This is a genomic window from Sphingomonas sp. NFX23 (assembly GCF_049887795.1).
Classification (GTDB): domain Bacteria; phylum Pseudomonadota; class Alphaproteobacteria; order Sphingomonadales; family Sphingomonadaceae; genus Sphingomonas.
This window is the reverse complement of record NZ_JAGEKH010000002.1, coordinates 721,914-738,055: the sequence shown is the minus strand read 5'-3', so window position 1 is coordinate 738,055 and position 16,142 is coordinate 721,914. Positions and strand designations below refer to the sequence as shown.

Below are 16,142 nucleotides of genomic sequence, written 5' to 3'. Positions count from 1 at the left end.
GGAGCGGCGCGCTTCGTTATTGCCACCTCTCCAACTGGGCCCCGGCCTCCGCCGGGCTGGGGCCTCAAAGCGTTACCCGACCAAAGCTTGTTCTCCCGCGAAGGCGGGAGCCCAGTCTGGATCCCCGCCTTCGCGGGGAAACATGCTGACTTGTTCAGCTGAAAAACGATAGATACGCTGACTTGGAACAGTCACCGGACTGCGACCACCGTGTAACAATACTCGCCTAATACTCGCGACAAGGATAGTTTTGCGGGGGCAGGCTCATGAACGCCATTACGACGTTTTCGCCATCTAGCTTCGTTGGCGCCGATATCACCGACATCGCCGACTTCATTCACTCCCGGCCCGCCGTACCCGAGCCGGTCGTCGAACGCCGCCAGTATCGCACGATCTGGATCTCCGACGTCCATCTCGGCACGCGCGGATGCAACGCCGGGATGCTCAACGACTTCCTCGATCACGTCGACAGCGAGACGATGTATCTCGTCGGCGACATGATCGACGGCTGGCGGCTGAAGAAGAAATTTTACTGGCCCGCCGCGCACAACGACGTGATCTGGCGCCTGCTCAAGCGCGCCAAGCGCGGCACCCGCGTCGTCTACATCCCCGGCAACCACGACGAAGTGTTCCGCCAATATTCCGGCCTCGACCTGGGGGGCATCTCGATCCGCCGCAACGCGATCCACGAGACGGCGGACGGTCGCCGCCTGCTCGTCCTCCACGGCGACGAGTTCGACGCGATCACGCTCGCACACCGCTGGGTCGCGCACATCGGCGACGCCGCCTACACGATGCTGATGGGCCTCAATCGCTGGGTCAACGGCGCGCGCCGGCGGATGGGCATGCCCTATTGGTCGCTGTCGAAGCACGCCAAGGCCAAGGTCAAGAACGCCGTCGCCTTCATCTCGCACTTCGAGGAAGTCGTCGCGCACGCCGCCGGCGTCCGCGGTGTCGAAGGCGTCGTCTGCGGCCACATCCATACCGCCGAAATGCGCGAGATCGCCGGCATCGCCTATTACAACGATGGCGACTGGGTCGAAAGCTGCACCGCCCTCGTCGAGCATTTCGACGGCCGCATGGAGCTTCTCCACTGGGGCGACGAAATCGCCGCCCGCGAACGCGACAAGGTCATAAGCCTGGCCGCTTAACTAACCCTTTCCCCGACGGGGAGAGGGCAAGTCGCGTCAGCGGCGCGGGTGAGGGCAAGTCCACGACGCCAGTTGAAGCGTGCCCTCACCCTCCCACCCGGCTGCGCCGGTCGGGCCCCTCCCTCTCCCCATGGGAGAGGGGCAAAACGGAGAAGACACGATGCGTATCGCGATCGTCACGGACGCCTGGAGCCCACAAGTCAACGGCGTCGTCCGCACTCTCCAGTCGGTCCAGCGCGAGCTCGAATCCGTCGGCCACGAGGTCCTGGTAGTCTCCCCCGAACGCTTCGCCTCGATGCCATGCCCGACCTACCCCGAGATCCGCCTCGCCTTCGCCCGCTCGGGCGCCGTAGGCCGCATGCTCGCCGCGTTCGGCGCCGACGCGATCCATCTCGCTACCGAAGGGCCGGTCTGCCTCGCCGCCCGTAACTGGTGCCTAGCCCGCGCGCTCCCGTTCACCAGCGCGTATCACACCCAATTCCCCGACTATATCGCTGCCCGCACCGGCGCGAACCCCGACTGGATCTGGCGCTACATCCGCTGGTTCCACCGCCCCGCGCAATCGATCCTGGTCTCCACGCCGTCGGTCGCGGCAACGCTCGCAGCCCAAGGCCTGCATCAGGTCCGAGAATGGGGCAGGGGCGTCGACTTCGCGCAGTTCGGCCTCGATGGCGCGCGCGATCCCGAGATGGCAGCGCTGCCCAGCCCGATCCTGCTCTATGTCGGGCGCGTCGCGGTCGAGAAGAACATCGAGGCGTTCCTGTCCTCCGCACATCCCGGGACCAAGGTCGTCGTCGGCGACGGCCCCGCCCGCGCCACGCTCGCCCGCCGCTTCCCCGACGCCGTCTTCCTCGGCCAGCGCTCCGGCCTCGACCTCGCCGCCGCCTATCGCACAGCCGACGTCCTCGTCTTCCCAAGCCGCACCGACACGTTCGGCCTCGTCATGATCGAAGCGCTCGCCTGCGGAACCCCCGTCGCAGCCTACCCCGTAACCGGCCCGATCGACGTCCTCGACAACCGCGTCGGCGCGATGCACGAAGACCTCGACACCGCGATCGCCACCGCGCTGACCCGGGACAGCGTCACCTGCGCCGCCTATGCCGCGCGCTACAGCTGGCCCGCCAGCGCACGGCAGTTCCTCCACGCGCTCGTCCCCCTCGAAGGAAAGCTCATGGCCGCCTGAGCTTGTTCGCTTGCTTGATAGCGCCGCGCGCACTAAGTCTCTCTCATGTCAGGCCGCTCCGAAAGGGGCGGCCCTTTCTATTTTTACGGAGTTTCCGCCGTGGCCCAGCCGCTCATGCCCCACGCGACCGCCGCCTGGATGGTCGACAATACCGCGCTCAGCTTCGAGCAGATCGCGGACTTCTGCGGCCTGCACATCCTCGAGATCCAGGCGATCGCCGACGACACGACCTCGACCAAGCTCACCGGCCGCGATCCCGTCCGCGCACACGAAGTGACGCAGGACGAGATCGACAAGGGTGCCGCCGATCCCGATTATCAGCTCAAGATGATCAAGGGCCCCGAGCAGGTCCGCCGCACCAAGGGCCCGCGCTACACGCCGGTCTCGAAGCGCCAGGACAAGCCCGACGGCATCTCGTGGATCATCCGCAACCATCCCGAGATCACCGACGGCGCGATCTCGCTGCTGATCGGCACCACCCGTACGACGATCGCCGCGATCCGCGATCGCAGCCACTGGAACATCGCCAACATCACGCCGAAGGACCCGGTCACGCTCGGCCTGACCTCGCAGCGCGAGCTTGACGCCGCGGTGGCGAAGGCGGCCAAGGCAGCCGGCATGGAAGCGCCGACCGACACGCGCCTCGAAGGCGACCGCGAAGTGCTGCTCCAGCAGCTCCGCGCCGAGCGCACCCAGGCGGCCGCGGACGCGCAGTTCGTGGCAGACGGCGGCGTGTTGCCCGTCAAGCCGCTCTTCGACGACCCTTTCAAGCGCTGATCTTACTTCCCCTCCCGCAAGCGGGAGGGGGCAGGGGGTGGGCTCGCGCCCTCCTCATACGATACGGCTAGCGAGATTAGCCAACGCACAAGGCGGCGGCCGTGATGTCGAACAGTCCGCGCCTCCATGTTCTCCCGCGAAGGCGGGAGCCCAGTCTGGGTCCCCGCCTTCGCGGGGAAACAGGCTTCCTCCGTCTGAATTTGAGACGTGCCGTCCACGGTCGGATGACCGAGCACGTGCGAATTTGTGTAGTCCAACGCGATCCTCCCCCGCCAGGGGGAGGTGGCTGGCGCTGGCCAGACGGAGGGAGAGGCAAGCGACCACCTCGGCTCTGTGTCCTCCCCCTCCGTCACCTGCGGTGCCACCTCCCCCTGGCGGGGGAGGATCGAGAGAAGGTCAGCTGCCCTACAGCACTATCTCCCGCCACATCCAGTTGCTAACCGCAACGGATGGCAACCGTACCCGACACCGATTTCGCGCCGACCAGCCACAAGGGCCTGACCTACCCCTTCGGCGGCGCAGAGCCCGAAGCAGGCGACGTGTTCCAGGTCGCTCCCGGGATAGACTGGGTCCGCCTCCACATCCCCGGCCCGCTGCGCCACGTAAATTGTTGGCTCCTCGCTGACACCGACGGCGAAGCGCTGGTCGACACCGGCATGAACACCGCGGCCGCGCGCGACGCCTGGAAAGCCATCTTCAAAGGCCCCAAGGCGGACGTTCGCATCACGCGAATGATCGGCACCCACTTCCACCCAGACCATATCGGCCTCGCCGGCTGGATGTGCGACCACCACGCCGCCCCCCTGATCATGACCCGAGCCGAATGGCTGACCGCGCGCATGCTCGCCGCCGACGCCCGCGACTCCGTCCCGCACGAAATGCTCGCCTTCTGGCGCGGCGCAGGCTGGGCCCCGGAACAGATCGACCACGCCACCGCCAAGGGCTGGGCCGGCTTCCGCAAGATCATAACGCCGCTGCCGCTCAGCTACACCCGCATCGAGAACGGCGACACGCTCACCATCGGCAAGCGCGACTGGCGCGTCGTCACAGGTTCCGGCCATTCCCCAGAACACGCGTGCCTGTACGACGAAGCGGGCGGCATCCTCATCGCCGGCGACCAAGTCCTTCCCCGCATCAGCCCCAACGTCTCGCTCGGCGTCACCGAACCGGGCGCCGATCCGCTGGGCGAATGGTTCGCCTCGATCGCCAAGTTGAAGACGTTGCCCGCCGACCTGCTCGTCCTCCCAGGCCACGGCGACCCGTTCACCGGCCTCCACACCCGCCTCGACGCGATGGACCGCGAACACCGCGAGCGACTCGACGAACTCGCGGTCTTCCTCGCCGAACCCCGCCGCGCGGTCGACTGTTTCGGCCGCCTGTTCCGCCGCGCGATCGGCCCCGACGTCCTCGGCATGGCGACCGGCGAGGCGCTCGCACATCTCCGCCGCCTCGAAGTCGAAGGCCGAGCGACCCGCGACATCCAAGATGGCGTATGGTGGTGGCGCGCCGCCTGAGTTAGCATGCGGCCGAATTCAAGAGGATAGGCCCATGTGCGACGAGCATACCGCAGACGATAACGAAGCCTATCTGGCCGGCGTGTCACGCCGCCAGTTCGGCGTGATGACCGGCGCGATGGGCCTGACGATGCTGCTTCCGACGCCCGCGAACGCCGCGGTCATCAAGGGCCGCGACGTGTCGATCACAACGCCCGACGGCAAGGCCGATGCCTATTTCGTCGCGCCCGCCACCGGCAAGCACCCCGGCGTGCTGGTCTGGCCCGACATCATGGGCCTGCGCCCCGCCTTCCGCCAGATGGCCGACCGGCTCGCGCAATCCGGCTATGCGGTGCTCGTCGTCAACCAGTTCTACCGCTCGACCAAGGCGCCGTTCCTGAAGCCCGGCGAGTCCTACGACCAACCCGAAGTCAAAAGCCGCATCGCCCCATTCCGGGAAGCCCTCACGTCCGAAGGGACGGTTCGCGACGCGAAAGCCTTCACCGCCTTCCTCGACGCGCAACCGCAGGTCGACCGCAAGCGTGGGCTGGCCACCACCGGCTATTGCATGGGCGGCCCGATGGTTATGCGCACCGCTGCAGCCGTGCCGAACCGCATCCGCGCAGGCGCGACCTTCCACGGCGGCGGCTTCGTCACCGACAAGCCCGACAGCCCGCACCTCCTGATCCCGCAGATGAAGGCGCAATACCTCATCGCGATCGCCGCCAACGATGACGCGCGGTCGCCGACCGAGAAGGACACGCTCCGCACCGCGTTTGCCGCCGCGAAACTCCCAGCCGAGATCGAGGTGTACGCCGGCACGATGCACGGCTGGTGCCCGCCCGACTCGAAGGTCTACAATCCGGTCCAGGCGGACAAGGCCTGGGCCCGCATGTTGGCGTTGTTCGACAAGGCGCTGGTGTAAGCGCCCCTTCCTTCATCCTGACGAAAGTCAGGACCCAGAGCCAACAGCGCTGACGCTTATGGCTCTGGGTCCTGGGTCGAGCCCAGGAAGACGCCGGTTTGCAACGGCGTTCGTCGGCAAGCGAGCGCTTGACGCTGATCCTGCTCCATGAGACCATCGTTCACGATCCGTTCTCAAGGAGAGTCGCGTGACCCTGACCCTGTACACCAACCCGATGTCGCGCGGTCGCATCGCGCGCTGGATGCTCGAAGAGGTCGGCGCCGAGTACGAGACGGTCGTGCTCGGCTACGACACGACGATGAAGGCCGAGGCGTATCGCGCGATCAACCCGATGGCCAAGGTCCCCGCGCTGGTCCACAACGGCAAGACCATCACAGAATGCGCTGCGATCTGCGCCTATCTCGCCGAAGCATTCCCCGAAGCAGGCTTCGCGCCACGCGATGACGAACGCGCCGATTATTACCGCTGGCTGTTCTACGCAGCCGGCCCCGTCGAAGCGGCCGTCGGTAACCGCGCACTCGGTGTAGTGCCGGACGCCGCGCAACAGCGGATGATCGGCTATGGCAGCCTCGATCGCGTCATCGACGTGCTCGAACAGGCAGTTGCCGCGCACCCGTACATCGCCGGCGACCGCGTCACCGCCGCCGACGTCTATGTCGGATCGCAAGTGATCTGGGGCATGCAGTTCGGCTGGCTGCCCAAGCGCCCGACCTTCACCGACTATGCCGCCCGTTTGATCGAGCGTCCGGCGTACAAGCGGGCTGGAGATTTGGACGACGCCCTGATCGCTGCTGCAGCCTGAGGTCGATCGACGGTGTGCGACCGGTCATACCGACCTCGTCATCCTGATGAAAGTCAGGGGTCATAGCCACGGAGGCTAGCTGTCGGTATCCTGGGTCCTGACTTTCGTCAGGATGACGGCGGGGATTGGGCCGGCGTGGGGCCTGTTGCAATTGGATTTCTGGCAGAACCGATTGCGTATTGCGTATTGCGTATTGCGTATTGCGAGTTGGAAGGTTGCAAACTCGTTCCACCACCCGGGATTGGCCGGCCATGATTCGACAGGCCCCGTACCTGCGGACCGAAAGCATCGCTACCGCCCCCTTGTTCTCCCGCGAAGGCGGGAGCCCAGACTGGGTTCCCGCATTCGCGGGGAAACACGCTTGCAACGCGGACCGCGTGACCGCCGCAGTGGCCAGAAGGCTACCGGCCAGCTAATACCGTCTATCGACCCCGGTTCTGGCAGGCAGGAACCACTCCCCCACGACGTGGCACCGATCGTCGATCGTCGATCGAAACCCAACCGAGCCAGCCTCGGCGAGGCAACGCCCACCACGACCCAGATCAGCCAAGGATCTCGGCGTCAGTCGCCAGGCGTCAATCAGCGCACGCCGACTCTCAAATTCCGATCAGGCCGCCCACTTCGCCAGCCAGTCGGCCAAGGCCTGAGGCCCCATCGATCGCGCATCCGCTAATTCGGTCTCATGCCCTGCATTCAACAGCTTGTTGGTCCGCGGATCGACCACCAGTACCGCCGGCACGCCCTTCAGGCGGCCCTTGATCCCGTAACGCGCGGCAATCTGCCCGTTCTTGTCGAAACGGCCGATGTCGACCGTCACCACCACGAACTTGCTGTCGACGAAGCGCTTCATCTCCGGCAGGTCGATCGTTCCCGCCAGCAGACGGCAATCGAGACACCAGTTGCCACCGAGGTCGATCAGCAGCCGCTTGTGCGTCTTCAGTGCGCGCGCACGTGCCGCCGCAACCTGAACATTGGCGTTGGCCGACTCATTATACGGCAGCGGCAAGGGCTGGGGCAGCTTGTCGAAGCTCGCGGTGTTGACGTGCGGCGCTGCCACCTTCGCGCGGGGCGCTGCCGGCGCGGCTACCGCAGTCGCGAGCAAGGCAAGCGCGGCGAGACGGCGCATCGACATCATTCATATCCTCCGATCACGGCATTCAGGAAGCTCGGGAATGGTCCGTTCCAGCCATCCGCCGGCGTATCGGCGACCGGTTGACGGCGACCGCCAGTTGGATCCGCAGGAATGCGCTCCGTCCGTGGCGGGTCGACCTTTGCCTCTTCCGAACGAACAGCTTGCGAGCGAACCGGTTCCGACCGCGCCGGCTCCGTCTGCACCGGCTCAGACCGAACAGGCGCTGTGCGAACCGGTTTGACATACACGGGTTCGACCCGGGTGGGCTCCGCAACGCGCGGCTTGACCGCCGGCACGGGCTCGTCGATCGGCGTCCGCTCCCAGCGCGGCCGCTTCGCCACCACTGACTCGACCGCGGCCAGCACTTCGGCGACAACCGCCGGCGCGACCGTGTCCTCGCGCGGTACGCGGCGAGTCCGCGACCGCTCGCGGCCAGCGTCCGCCGCAGCAACCGGCGCGACATCCTCCGAACGCCCGCTACGACGGTTCCGCGACCGATCGCGACGCGGAGCTTCCTCGTCGGGTTCGACGGCAACCGGTGCCGCCTTGGGCTCGGCAACCTTCAGCCGTTCGATCGTCTGCCCGGTAAGCTTTTCGATATTGATGATGTTCTCGGCATCGTCCGGCGCGACGAACGTGTACGCCGTCCCCGTCGCCCCGGCGCGCCCGGTGCGGCCGATCCGGTGAACATAATCGTCCGGATGCCACGGCGCGTCATAGTTGAACACCGTCGACACGCCCTTGATGTCGAGCCCGCGTGCCGCGACGTCCGACGCCACGAGTATCGTCACCGCGCCAGTCTTGAACAGCTCGAGCTCAGCCAGCCGCTGCGGCTGTTCCATGTCGCCGTGGATCTCGCCCGACTTGTAGCCCGCCTGCTTCAGCACCTTGTTCAGGTCGCGCACCGTCGTCTTGCGGTTGCAGAAGATGATCGCGTTGGTCACCTCTTCCTGCGCTAGGATGCGGCGCAGCGTATCGCGCTTGGCGGTCTGGCTCGGCACCGGCACCAGATACTGCTTGATGTTGAGGTTGGTCGACGCCGGGCGCGACACCTCGATCGTCTTGGGATTGGTCAGGAACTTGTCCGCCAGCTTCTTGATCGGCGGCGGCATCGTTGCCGAGAACAGCAACGTCTGGCGCTGCTTCGGCAGCTTGGTGCAGATTTCCTCGATGTCGGGGATGAAGCCCATGTCGAGCATCCGGTCCGCCTCGTCGATCACCAGCAGCGAACAGCCGTTGAGCATGATCTTGCCGCGTCCGAACAGGTCCATCAGCCGGCCCGGCGTCGCGATCAGGACGTCGACGCCCTTTTCGAGCGCGGCGAGCTGGTCGCCCATCGACACGCCACCGATCAGCAGCGCCATCGAGAGGTTCGAGTTGACGCCGTATTTCTCGAAATTCTCCGCCACTTGCGCTGCAAGCTCGCGCGTAGGTTCGAGAATCAAGGAACGCGGCATCCGCGCGCGGCTACGGCCATGCGCGAGAATGTCGATCATCGGCAGCACGAACGACGCGGTCTTGCCGGTGCCCGTCTGGGCGATGCCGATGATGTCGCGCATCATCAGCACGGACGGGATCGCGCCGGCCTGGATCGGGGTCGGCTCGGTATAGCCGGAGTCGGTGACTGCCTTCAGCAGTTCGTCGGAGAGGCCGAGATCGGCAAAACTCATGCAAATGTCCGGTAAATAGAGGGTGAAATGCACTGCCCTCAAGCGTTCCGGCGCTCGCCGATTTAGCGACAAATGTCAAGGAAACGCGGTGAATGGAGGGTGGGGAGGGGGTCTTGGGGCAGATTCTTAGTCATGCCGAGCTCGTTCCGCCGCTCACGGTTTCCCGGACATGAAAGATTTGAGCTGCGAAACGGCTACCACCCTATTGTTCTCCCGCGAAGGCGGAAGCCCAGTCTGGGTCCCCGCCTTCGCGGGGAAACATGCTTTGATCGGTTTCGGCGGCCAATCGGTAGTGTGTATCGGGCGGTGCAGATGGAGCTCGCGGAGTCTCGACTTGGCCTGCCCGCCCTATTTCTTCTTCGCCCGCAAGCTCTTGAACCCCTCGATCTCGCAACGCGCGCCCGATCGCATGCGGATCGCATCGCGGTCCTTGCAGATCATCCCGTCCGGGCCCGGCCGCAGATAGAACCCCGAATAATAATCGAGCGGCTTGCAGTCGCCGTCGAGCCGCGCGCGCAGCCGCGTCGTGTCGTCCATCACCAAGTCGACCGCGCCATCCTTGTTGAGCATCGCACCCGCGATCTCGTCGACCGCGATGCATTTGGGGCCCTTGTGCTCCTTCCACTCGGTCGGCGGCGCGTAGGTGCGGACGGGGGCCCGGCTCATCCGGGGCACGCGGATGATGATGCGTTCGTGGATCGAGACCTGCGCGATCTGCAGGCCATCGAGCCTGAGTCTGGGCGAAGGGACATCGCGCATCGCCATGGCAAAGGGACCCGCAAGCGCGAGCAGGGTGGCGGGTATCGCGGGATGGATCATGGTGTCTGGATCATGCTGACGTAATCGTTAGGGCCTATCGTTGAACGCGCGATGAATTTTGTCTAGCGCCTCGTACATGGCCGAAATTCAGTCAGCAATCCTGACGCCTTCGCAGGCGGCAATGCTCGAATCCCTATCCTCGCGGCTCGACGCGAAGGCGATCGTTATCGACCCCGCCGACATTGACCCGTGGCTGCACGATTGGCGTGGCCGCTTCCACGGCGCCGCGCCCGCAATGCTCGCGCCGACTTCGACCGCCGAGGTCGCGCTGATCGTCGCGGCCGCCGCCGAGCACCGCGTGCCGCTGGTCGCGCAAGGCGGCAACACCTCGATGGTCGGCGGCGCCACCGCGCCCGCCGACGGCAGCGCGCTGATCCTGTCGCTGCGCCGCCTGAACCGCATCCGCAGCATTGATACCGACGCCGGGCTCGCCATCGCCGAGGCGGGCGTGATCCTCGCCGACCTCGACGGCGCCGCGCACGGGGAGGGCTGGCGCTTCCCGCTGACGCTCGGCGCGCGCGGGACGGCGACGATCGGCGGGCTCGTCTCGACGAACGCCGGCGGCACGCAGGTGCTCAAGTTCGGCACCATGCGCGGCCTCGTCGCAGGCGTCGAGGCGGTGCTCGCCGATGGCAGCATCTACGACGGCCTGTCCGCACTCAAGAAGGACAATCGCGGCTACGACCTCGACCAGCTCTTCATCGGCGCGGAAGGCACGCTGGCGATCGTCACCACCGCCACGCTACGCCTAGCCCCCGCAATCGCAGCGCGCGGCACCGCCTGGGTCGGCGTCGGCTCGCCCCAGGCGGCACTCAAACTCCTGCGCACGATGCAGGCGAAGACCGACGCGATCGAGAGTTTCGAGATCCTCCCCGCCGAGTCGCTCGACGCCGCCATCGCGCACCTTCCGAACGCCCGTGCTCCGCTCGCCGGCCGCCACCCCTGGCACCTCCTGATCGAGGCCACCTCCGCCACCACCGAAGGCGAGTCCCCGTCCGCGCTGCTCGAACGCCTGCTCGGCAAAGCGCTCGAGGACGGCGCGATCGAAGACGCGACGATCGCCACCAGCGAAGCCCAGTCCACCGCGTTCTGGCTCCTCCGCGACTCGCTCTCCGCCGCCGAACGCGCGCTCGGCCCCGCAACGCAGCACGACATCTCGATCCCGGTCGAGACGATGCCACGCTTCATGATCGAGGCGGCGGCGGCGTGCGACGCGCGTTTCCCCGGCACGCACGCGAGCGGCTTCGGCCATCTCGGCGACGGCAACGTCCATTTCCACGTCCGCGCCGCCCCCGGCACCGACCCCGCGCACTGGTATGCCGAGGACGCGCCGGTCGTCACCCGCTTCGTCGGCGATCTCGTGACGGCGGCCGGTGGCTCGATCTCGGCGGAGCACGGCATCGGCCAGATGAAGCGCGACGAACTCGAACGCCTGTCGTCGCCGGCGCGGATGACCGCTCTGCGCGCGATCAAGTCCGCGCTCGATCCGCTCGGCATCCTCAACCCCGGCAAGCTCGTCACACTTGCACGCCCGCCCGGCGCACCATAGAGCCTCGCCCCAATCGGTGGCATCAGCCACCGGCATTTCGACCGACCGATCCGGAGAGTAACATGGCCAGCACCGCCCAGCTTCCGCTTTTCTATAATGGCCTCGAGCCGCTTTCGAGCGACACGCACGCGAACTACAAGGTCCGCCCGCAGGACAGCGCGCCGTTCCTGGTCGGCCAGCATGCGATCCCGATCACCGTCGACGAGTTTCCGCTGGTCCAGCGCCACATGCCGATCGTCTTCTCGGTCGGCGACGACGCGATCCCGCTCGCGCTGATGGGCCTGAACGAGGGCGTCAACGTGTTCGTCGGCGAAGACGGCAAGCTGACCGAGAACACCTTCTACGTGCCCGCGTATGTCCGCCGCTACCCGTACATGCTCGCCCGGCTGCACCCCGATGCGCAGGAGCTGTCGCTCTGCTTCGATCCGACCTCGCAGGCGATCGGTGATTTCGAGGACGGCGACGCGCTGTTCGAGAACGGCCAGCCGACCGAGCTGACCAAGAACATCCTCGGCTTCAACGAGTCGTTCGAACAGGCCGGCGCGCGCACGCAGAACTTCATGAACGAGCTGCGCGAGCTCGAGCTGCTCATGGACGGCGAAGTCACGATCCAGCCCGACGGCGCGGACCAGCCGTTCGTCTATCGCGGCTTCCAGATGATCAACGAGGAAAAGCTGATCGACCTGCGCGGCGATGCGCTGCGCAAGATGAGCAAGTCGGGCATGCTCCCGCTGCTGTATGCGCACCTGTTCTCGCTCTCGCTGATGCGCGACATCTTCGCGCGCCAGGCCCAGCTCGGCATGACCCCGCAGCAGCAGATGCCCGCCCCGGCGCAGTTTAACGTCTGATAGCGAAACCGGGAGGGCGCGAAAATTATTTGGGGTGCGGTGCAGCAGGGGTTGAACCAAAACGGCGCTCACCCATTTAGATCCTGTACGGCATCGTGTCCCCCCCTTTCGCGGCGCCGTACGGGACGCTTCTAGCGTCCCTCCTCCCTGAACCTAGGCCACTCCGTGCGACATGCACGGGGTGGTTTTTTTTGGCCTGCGCGATGCGGCGGGCCCGTCCTCTCCTCCCACCCGTTGCGTGCCCGTGGAATTATTCGAAAGTCTCGACGTCATCCTGCTCGCCGCGCTGGTCCTGCTGGTCCTCGCGCGCAAGTTGAACGTGCCGTACCCCACTTTGCTGGCGGTGGCCGGGATCGCCTTTGCCGCGTTGCCGTTCGCGCCGAAGATCACGGTCGAGCCGCATCTGGCGCTGGCCTTGTTCATAGCACCCGCGCTCCTCCACGCCGCATACCACACTAGCCCACGCGCGTTGCGGCGACACTGGTTCCCACTGCTGAGCCTCGCCGTGTTCGCCGTACTCGTCACCGCCGCGGCGGTTGCATTGGTCGGCGTGACGCTCGGCGGACTGCCGCTTGCCGCCGCGTTCGCGCTGGGCGCGATCGTCGCACCGCCCGATGCCGCCGCTTCGGAAGCGGTGTTGGGCGAAGTCGGCATTCCGCGCCGCGGCCTGTTGTTGCTGCAGGGCGAGAGCCTGCTCAACGACGCCACGGCGTTGCTGTTGTTCGGGCTCGCGGTGGCGTTCGCGACGCATTCCGACACGCCGGTGACGCCGCTCGCGCTCGCCGCCGGGGTGCCCGGTGGGATCGTGTTCGGCGCCATGGCCTCGTGGCTTTACCTCCGCGTCGCGCCCTTGTTCGCAGGCACGCTGGGGGCCAGCCTTGCCGATTTCGCCGTGACCTTCGGGATATGGCTGTTGGCCGAACGGCTGCATATTTCGCCCGTGCTCGCGGTCGTCACATTTGGGATGATCGTGTCGCAGCGCCGCCCGATCGGCCAGCCCGCGCGCGATCGGTTGCAGGGGGCGGCGGTATGGTCGGCGGCGGTCCTCGTCCTCAACATCATCGCGTTCGCGCTGATGGGGCTGCAGTCGCGCGACGTGCTGGTCGGCCTGCCCGCCGCCGAGCGCTGGCCTGCGATCGGGTTCGCCGCCGCGGTGCTGGCGACCGTGCTCGTTACCCGTATCGCGTGGGTGTTCTTCGTACGGTTCGTCGAGGGCGTAATCGCCAATCGCTACGCACCGTCCTGGCTGCCCAAGCCGCCCCCGTGGAATGCGTCGATCATCCTGTCCTGGTCAGGTATGCGAGGCCTGCTGACGCTCGCGACCGCGTTCGCGCTGCCACGATCGGTACCGGGCCGCGACCTGATCGTTCTCGCCGCGTTCGGCGTCGTGATCGGCACGCTGGTGCTGCAAGGGCTTACGCTCGGCCCCTTAATCCGCCGTCTCGATCTCGGCGAGGATACCGGGTTGGCCGACGAGATCGCCCCCGCGCGCAAGCGACTGATCGACGCAGGCCTCGCGGTACTGCCAGCACGCGAGGGCGCGGCGGCGGATGCGTTGCGGTTCCGCTACGGCGCGGCGGGCAAGGTCACCGCGGAGGCGGATGATCCGCAGGCGACCTCGGAATTCGACGAACTCCATCTCGAGATGATCGCCTGCCAGCGCGTCGTGCTCCACGAGATGCGTAATAAGGGCGAGGTGGCCGAGGACGTGTATCGCCGCTTGCAGGAGGAACTCGATTGGGCGGAGGTCGACGCGCGCGCATTCGGGGACAACATCCTCACCGCTACCTGAGGGCGTGCGGGGAACATCGGCACACGCTATGCGGTTTGAAGGAACCACCGCAGAAAGGGTCGATGCATGTCCGAGGCGAATTCGTGAGCAAGTCCGTGAAGCCCGCACCGCCGACGACGCTCGTGATCTTCGGCGCCTTTGGTGACCTGACCCGCCGCTTGCTGATGCCGGCATTGATCAACATGACCCGGCTCGGGCTGGTCGGGAATGATTTCCATGTGCTCGGCGTCGGCATCGACGAAGGAAACGACCAGTCGTTGCGCGAGGCGCTTGGCACTTTCGATGCGAAGGGCGGCGAGGGCGATGGCGAGAAGGGCGACGCCTGGGCGCGGCTCAAGGACCGAGTCGGCTATCTCCAGGGCGATTTCACCAAGGATGACGTCTTCGAGCAACTCAAGGCCCGGGTGAACGGCAACGTCGCGTTCTACTTCGCGGTGCCGGCGAAGTTCTTCGGCACGATCGTCGACAAGCTCGCCGACCACGGCCTGATGGCAGAGACGCCGCATGGCTTCCGCCGGATCGCGATCGAAAAGCCGTTCGGCCACGACCTCGCCTCGGCCCGCGATCTCAACGCACGCATCCTGGCTCGCGTGTCCGAGGCGCAAATCTACCGGATCGACCATTTCCTCGGCAAGGAAACCGTCCAGAACATCATGACCGCGCGGTTCGCGAACATGATGATCGAGCGCGTCTGGAATTCGGATTGCATTGCGCACGTCCAGATTACCGCCGCCGAGACGGTCGACGTCGGCACGCGCGGCAAATTCTACGACGGCACCGGGGCGCTGCGCGATATGGTCCCCAACCACCTGTTCCAGCTGCTCGCGATGGTCGCGATGGAGCCGCCCGCGAGCTTCGATGCCGAGGCGATCCGCAACGAAAAGGGCAAGGTGCTCAAAGCCGTCCGCGTCTATTCGCCCGGCAAGGCGAAGCGCAACGGCGTCCGCGGCCAGTACACCGCGGGGAAAGTGAAGGGGGTGGATGTCCCCGCCTACACCGCCTCGCCCGACGTCGCGCCGGACAGCCGGACCGAAACCTACGTCGCGCTGAAGCTGATGGTCGACACGTGGCGCTGGGCGGGGGTGCCGTTCTACCTGCGCACCGGCAAGGCGATGACGTGTCGCGACACCGAGATCGCGATCACCTTTAAGCCGGTCCCGTTCGCGTCGTTCCCCGGTGCCGCCGCCGACATGCTGCCGCCCAACCGCCTGATCATCCAGATCCAGCCCGACGAGGGCCTGAGCATGGACATCAACATCAAACGCCCCGGCCTTGAAGTGGCGACCGCGCCGATCGCGCTCGATTTCCGGTATGCCGATGAATTCGATATCGGTCACCTGACCGGGTATGAGTCGCTGATCTACGACCTGTTCGTCGGTGACCAGACGCTGTTCCAACGGGCGGATGCGATCGAGGCGGGCTGGGCTGCGGTGCAACCGTTCCTCGACCTGTGGGCGCATGACGCCGGCATGCCCGAGCCGTACGAGGCGGGCACGCTAGGCCCAGCGGCTGCGGACGCGCTACTCGCGCACGACGACCACACGTGGCACGAACTCGCGCCGGCAGGCCAAACCGTCCCCTGACTTTCACCCCTCCCTGAAAGGGAGGGGCAGGGGGGTGGGTCGGCTGCTTGGAAAAGACGACGTCCGCCAACAGGCCGACCCACCCCCAACCCCTCCCTTTCAGGGAGGGGAGCGGGGTCAAACCCGCTCGGTAAGCTCGATCTCGCCCTCGACCTCCATCTCGTCCTCGTCGCCCATCTCGTCCATGTCGGGCATCGTGAAGTCCGCCTTCCAGTCATAGACCTTCTCGACTCCGCCCTGCACCCAGACACGCACCGCGCCCGACGTGATCTCGCCGCCCATCGCGCCGACGAAATCCGCGACCAGCGAATCCGCCGCATCCTCGTGATCGGTTGCGCCGGGGATAGTCGCGGCGGTCATTTCTTCATCGAGTTCGATGATCTGCGCCCAATATTGCTTCGCCATGTGATGCTCCTGC

General features: G+C 66.3%; 14 protein-coding genes. 10 read left to right on the top strand and 4 right to left on the bottom strand.

The window, feature by feature from the left end:
• Positions 1 to 266 precede the first annotated feature (266 nt).
• The 6 genes from J4O76_RS07445 (at position 267) to J4O76_RS07420 (ending at position 6,331) form a co-directional block, all read left to right on the top strand.
• On the top strand, positions 267 to 1,151 hold the full coding sequence (locus tag J4O76_RS07445; RefSeq protein WP_426281075.1) for a UDP-2,3-diacylglucosamine diphosphatase: 885 nt from the start codon (positions 267 to 269) through the stop codon (positions 1,149 to 1,151).
• Between the two features lie 160 nt (positions 1,152 to 1,311).
• Positions 1,312 to 2,334, top strand: a complete 1,023-nt coding sequence (locus tag J4O76_RS07440) for a glycosyltransferase family 4 protein (protein WP_426281074.1) — start codon at positions 1,312 to 1,314, stop codon at positions 2,332 to 2,334.
• Between the two features lie 99 nt (positions 2,335 to 2,433).
• On the top strand, positions 2,434 to 3,111 hold the full coding sequence (locus J4O76_RS07435; protein ID WP_055873545.1) for a DUF1013 domain-containing protein: 678 nt from the start codon (positions 2,434 to 2,436) through the stop codon (positions 3,109 to 3,111).
• A gap of 449 nt (positions 3,112 to 3,560) precedes the next feature.
• Entirely contained in the window at positions 3,561 to 4,625 is a 1,065-nt protein-coding gene (locus tag J4O76_RS07430; protein WP_426281073.1) for an MBL fold metallo-hydrolase, read from the top strand.
• A gap of 34 nt (positions 4,626 to 4,659) precedes the next feature.
• Complete coding sequence (locus tag J4O76_RS07425; RefSeq protein ID WP_426281072.1) at positions 4,660 to 5,529, top strand: dienelactone hydrolase family protein; 870 nt, start codon at positions 4,660 to 4,662, stop codon at positions 5,527 to 5,529.
• Between the two features lie 187 nt (positions 5,530 to 5,716).
• Positions 5,717 to 6,331, top strand: a complete 615-nt coding sequence (locus tag J4O76_RS07420; protein ID WP_426281071.1) for a glutathione S-transferase family protein — start codon at positions 5,717 to 5,719, stop codon at positions 6,329 to 6,331.
• A gap of 607 nt (positions 6,332 to 6,938) precedes the next feature.
• Here J4O76_RS07420 and J4O76_RS07415 read toward each other — a convergent pair.
• The 3 genes from J4O76_RS07415 to J4O76_RS07405 form a co-directional block, all read right to left on the bottom strand.
• Positions 6,939 to 7,457, bottom strand: a complete 519-nt coding sequence (locus J4O76_RS07415) for a thioredoxin family protein (RefSeq protein ID WP_426281118.1) — start codon at positions 7,455 to 7,457, stop codon at positions 6,939 to 6,941.
• A 5-nt stretch (positions 7,458 to 7,462) separates the two neighbouring features.
• The gene (locus J4O76_RS07410; RefSeq protein WP_426281070.1) at positions 7,463 to 9,133 is read right to left on the bottom strand and encodes a DEAD/DEAH box helicase; all 1,671 of its coding nucleotides are present in this window, start codon (positions 9,131 to 9,133) and stop codon (positions 7,463 to 7,465) included.
• Between the two features lie 348 nt (positions 9,134 to 9,481).
• A complete protein-coding gene (locus J4O76_RS07405) occupies positions 9,482 to 9,952 on the bottom strand; it encodes a hypothetical protein (protein WP_426281069.1) in 471 nt (156 codons plus the stop codon).
• 76 nt (positions 9,953 to 10,028) lie between these two features.
• On the opposite strand from J4O76_RS07405, the gene J4O76_RS07400 reads away from it, so the two are divergent.
• The 4 genes from J4O76_RS07400 to zwf all read left to right on the top strand — a co-directional run bounded on the left by J4O76_RS07400 (position 10,029) and on the right by zwf (position 15,724).
• Positions 10,029 to 11,501 (top strand): FAD-binding oxidoreductase, encoded by a 1,473-nt coding sequence (locus tag J4O76_RS07400; RefSeq protein ID WP_426281068.1) that lies wholly within the window; start codon positions 10,029 to 10,031, stop codon positions 11,499 to 11,501.
• Between the two features lie 62 nt (positions 11,502 to 11,563).
• Complete coding sequence (locus J4O76_RS07395; protein ID WP_056047545.1) at positions 11,564 to 12,349, top strand: SapC family protein; 786 nt, start codon at positions 11,564 to 11,566, stop codon at positions 12,347 to 12,349.
• Between the two features lie 244 nt (positions 12,350 to 12,593).
• Positions 12,594 to 14,141, top strand: a complete 1,548-nt coding sequence (locus J4O76_RS07390; protein ID WP_426281066.1) for a cation:proton antiporter — start codon at positions 12,594 to 12,596, stop codon at positions 14,139 to 14,141.
• A gap of 83 nt (positions 14,142 to 14,224) precedes the next feature.
• Positions 14,225 to 15,724, top strand: coding sequence for a glucose-6-phosphate dehydrogenase (gene zwf, locus J4O76_RS07385; protein WP_426281065.1), 1,500 nt, complete (start codon positions 14,225 to 14,227; stop codon positions 15,722 to 15,724).
• Between the two features lie 117 nt (positions 15,725 to 15,841).
• Here the strand turns inward: zwf and J4O76_RS07380 are convergent, their stop codons facing one another.
• Complete coding sequence (locus J4O76_RS07380) at positions 15,842 to 16,129, bottom strand: hypothetical protein (RefSeq protein ID WP_056047554.1); 288 nt, start codon at positions 16,127 to 16,129, stop codon at positions 15,842 to 15,844.
• Positions 16,130 to 16,142 lie beyond the last annotated feature (13 nt).

What these genes read in the sequence shown, in the direction of transcription:
- J4O76_RS07410 (WP_426281070.1), bottom strand. Translation starts at nt 9,133, where the DNA reads ATGAGTTTTGCCGATCTCGGCCTCTCCGACGAACTGCTGAAGGCAGTC.
- J4O76_RS07395 (WP_056047545.1), top strand. Translation starts at nt 11,564, where the DNA reads ATGGCCAGCACCGCCCAGCTTCCGCTTTTCTATAATGGCCTCGAGCCG.
- J4O76_RS07400 (WP_426281068.1), top strand. Translation starts at nt 10,029, where the DNA reads ATGGCCGAAATTCAGTCAGCAATCCTGACGCCTTCGCAGGCGGCAATG.
- J4O76_RS07380 (WP_056047554.1), bottom strand. Translation starts at nt 16,129, where the DNA reads ATGGCGAAGCAATATTGGGCGCAGATCATCGAACTCGATGAAGAAATG.
- J4O76_RS07425 (WP_426281072.1), top strand. Translation starts at nt 4,660, where the DNA reads ATGTGCGACGAGCATACCGCAGACGATAACGAAGCCTATCTGGCCGGC.
- J4O76_RS07415 (WP_426281118.1), bottom strand. Translation starts at nt 7,457, where the DNA reads ATGCGCCGTCTCGCCGCGCTTGCCTTGCTCGCGACTGCGGTAGCCGCG.
- J4O76_RS07430 (WP_426281073.1), top strand. Translation starts at nt 3,561, where the DNA reads ATGGCAACCGTACCCGACACCGATTTCGCGCCGACCAGCCACAAGGGC.
- J4O76_RS07405 (WP_426281069.1), bottom strand. Translation starts at nt 9,952, where the DNA reads ATGATCCATCCCGCGATACCCGCCACCCTGCTCGCGCTTGCGGGTCCC.
- J4O76_RS07445 (WP_426281075.1), top strand. Translation starts at nt 267, where the DNA reads ATGAACGCCATTACGACGTTTTCGCCATCTAGCTTCGTTGGCGCCGAT.
- J4O76_RS07440 (WP_426281074.1), top strand. Translation starts at nt 1,312, where the DNA reads ATGCGTATCGCGATCGTCACGGACGCCTGGAGCCCACAAGTCAACGGC.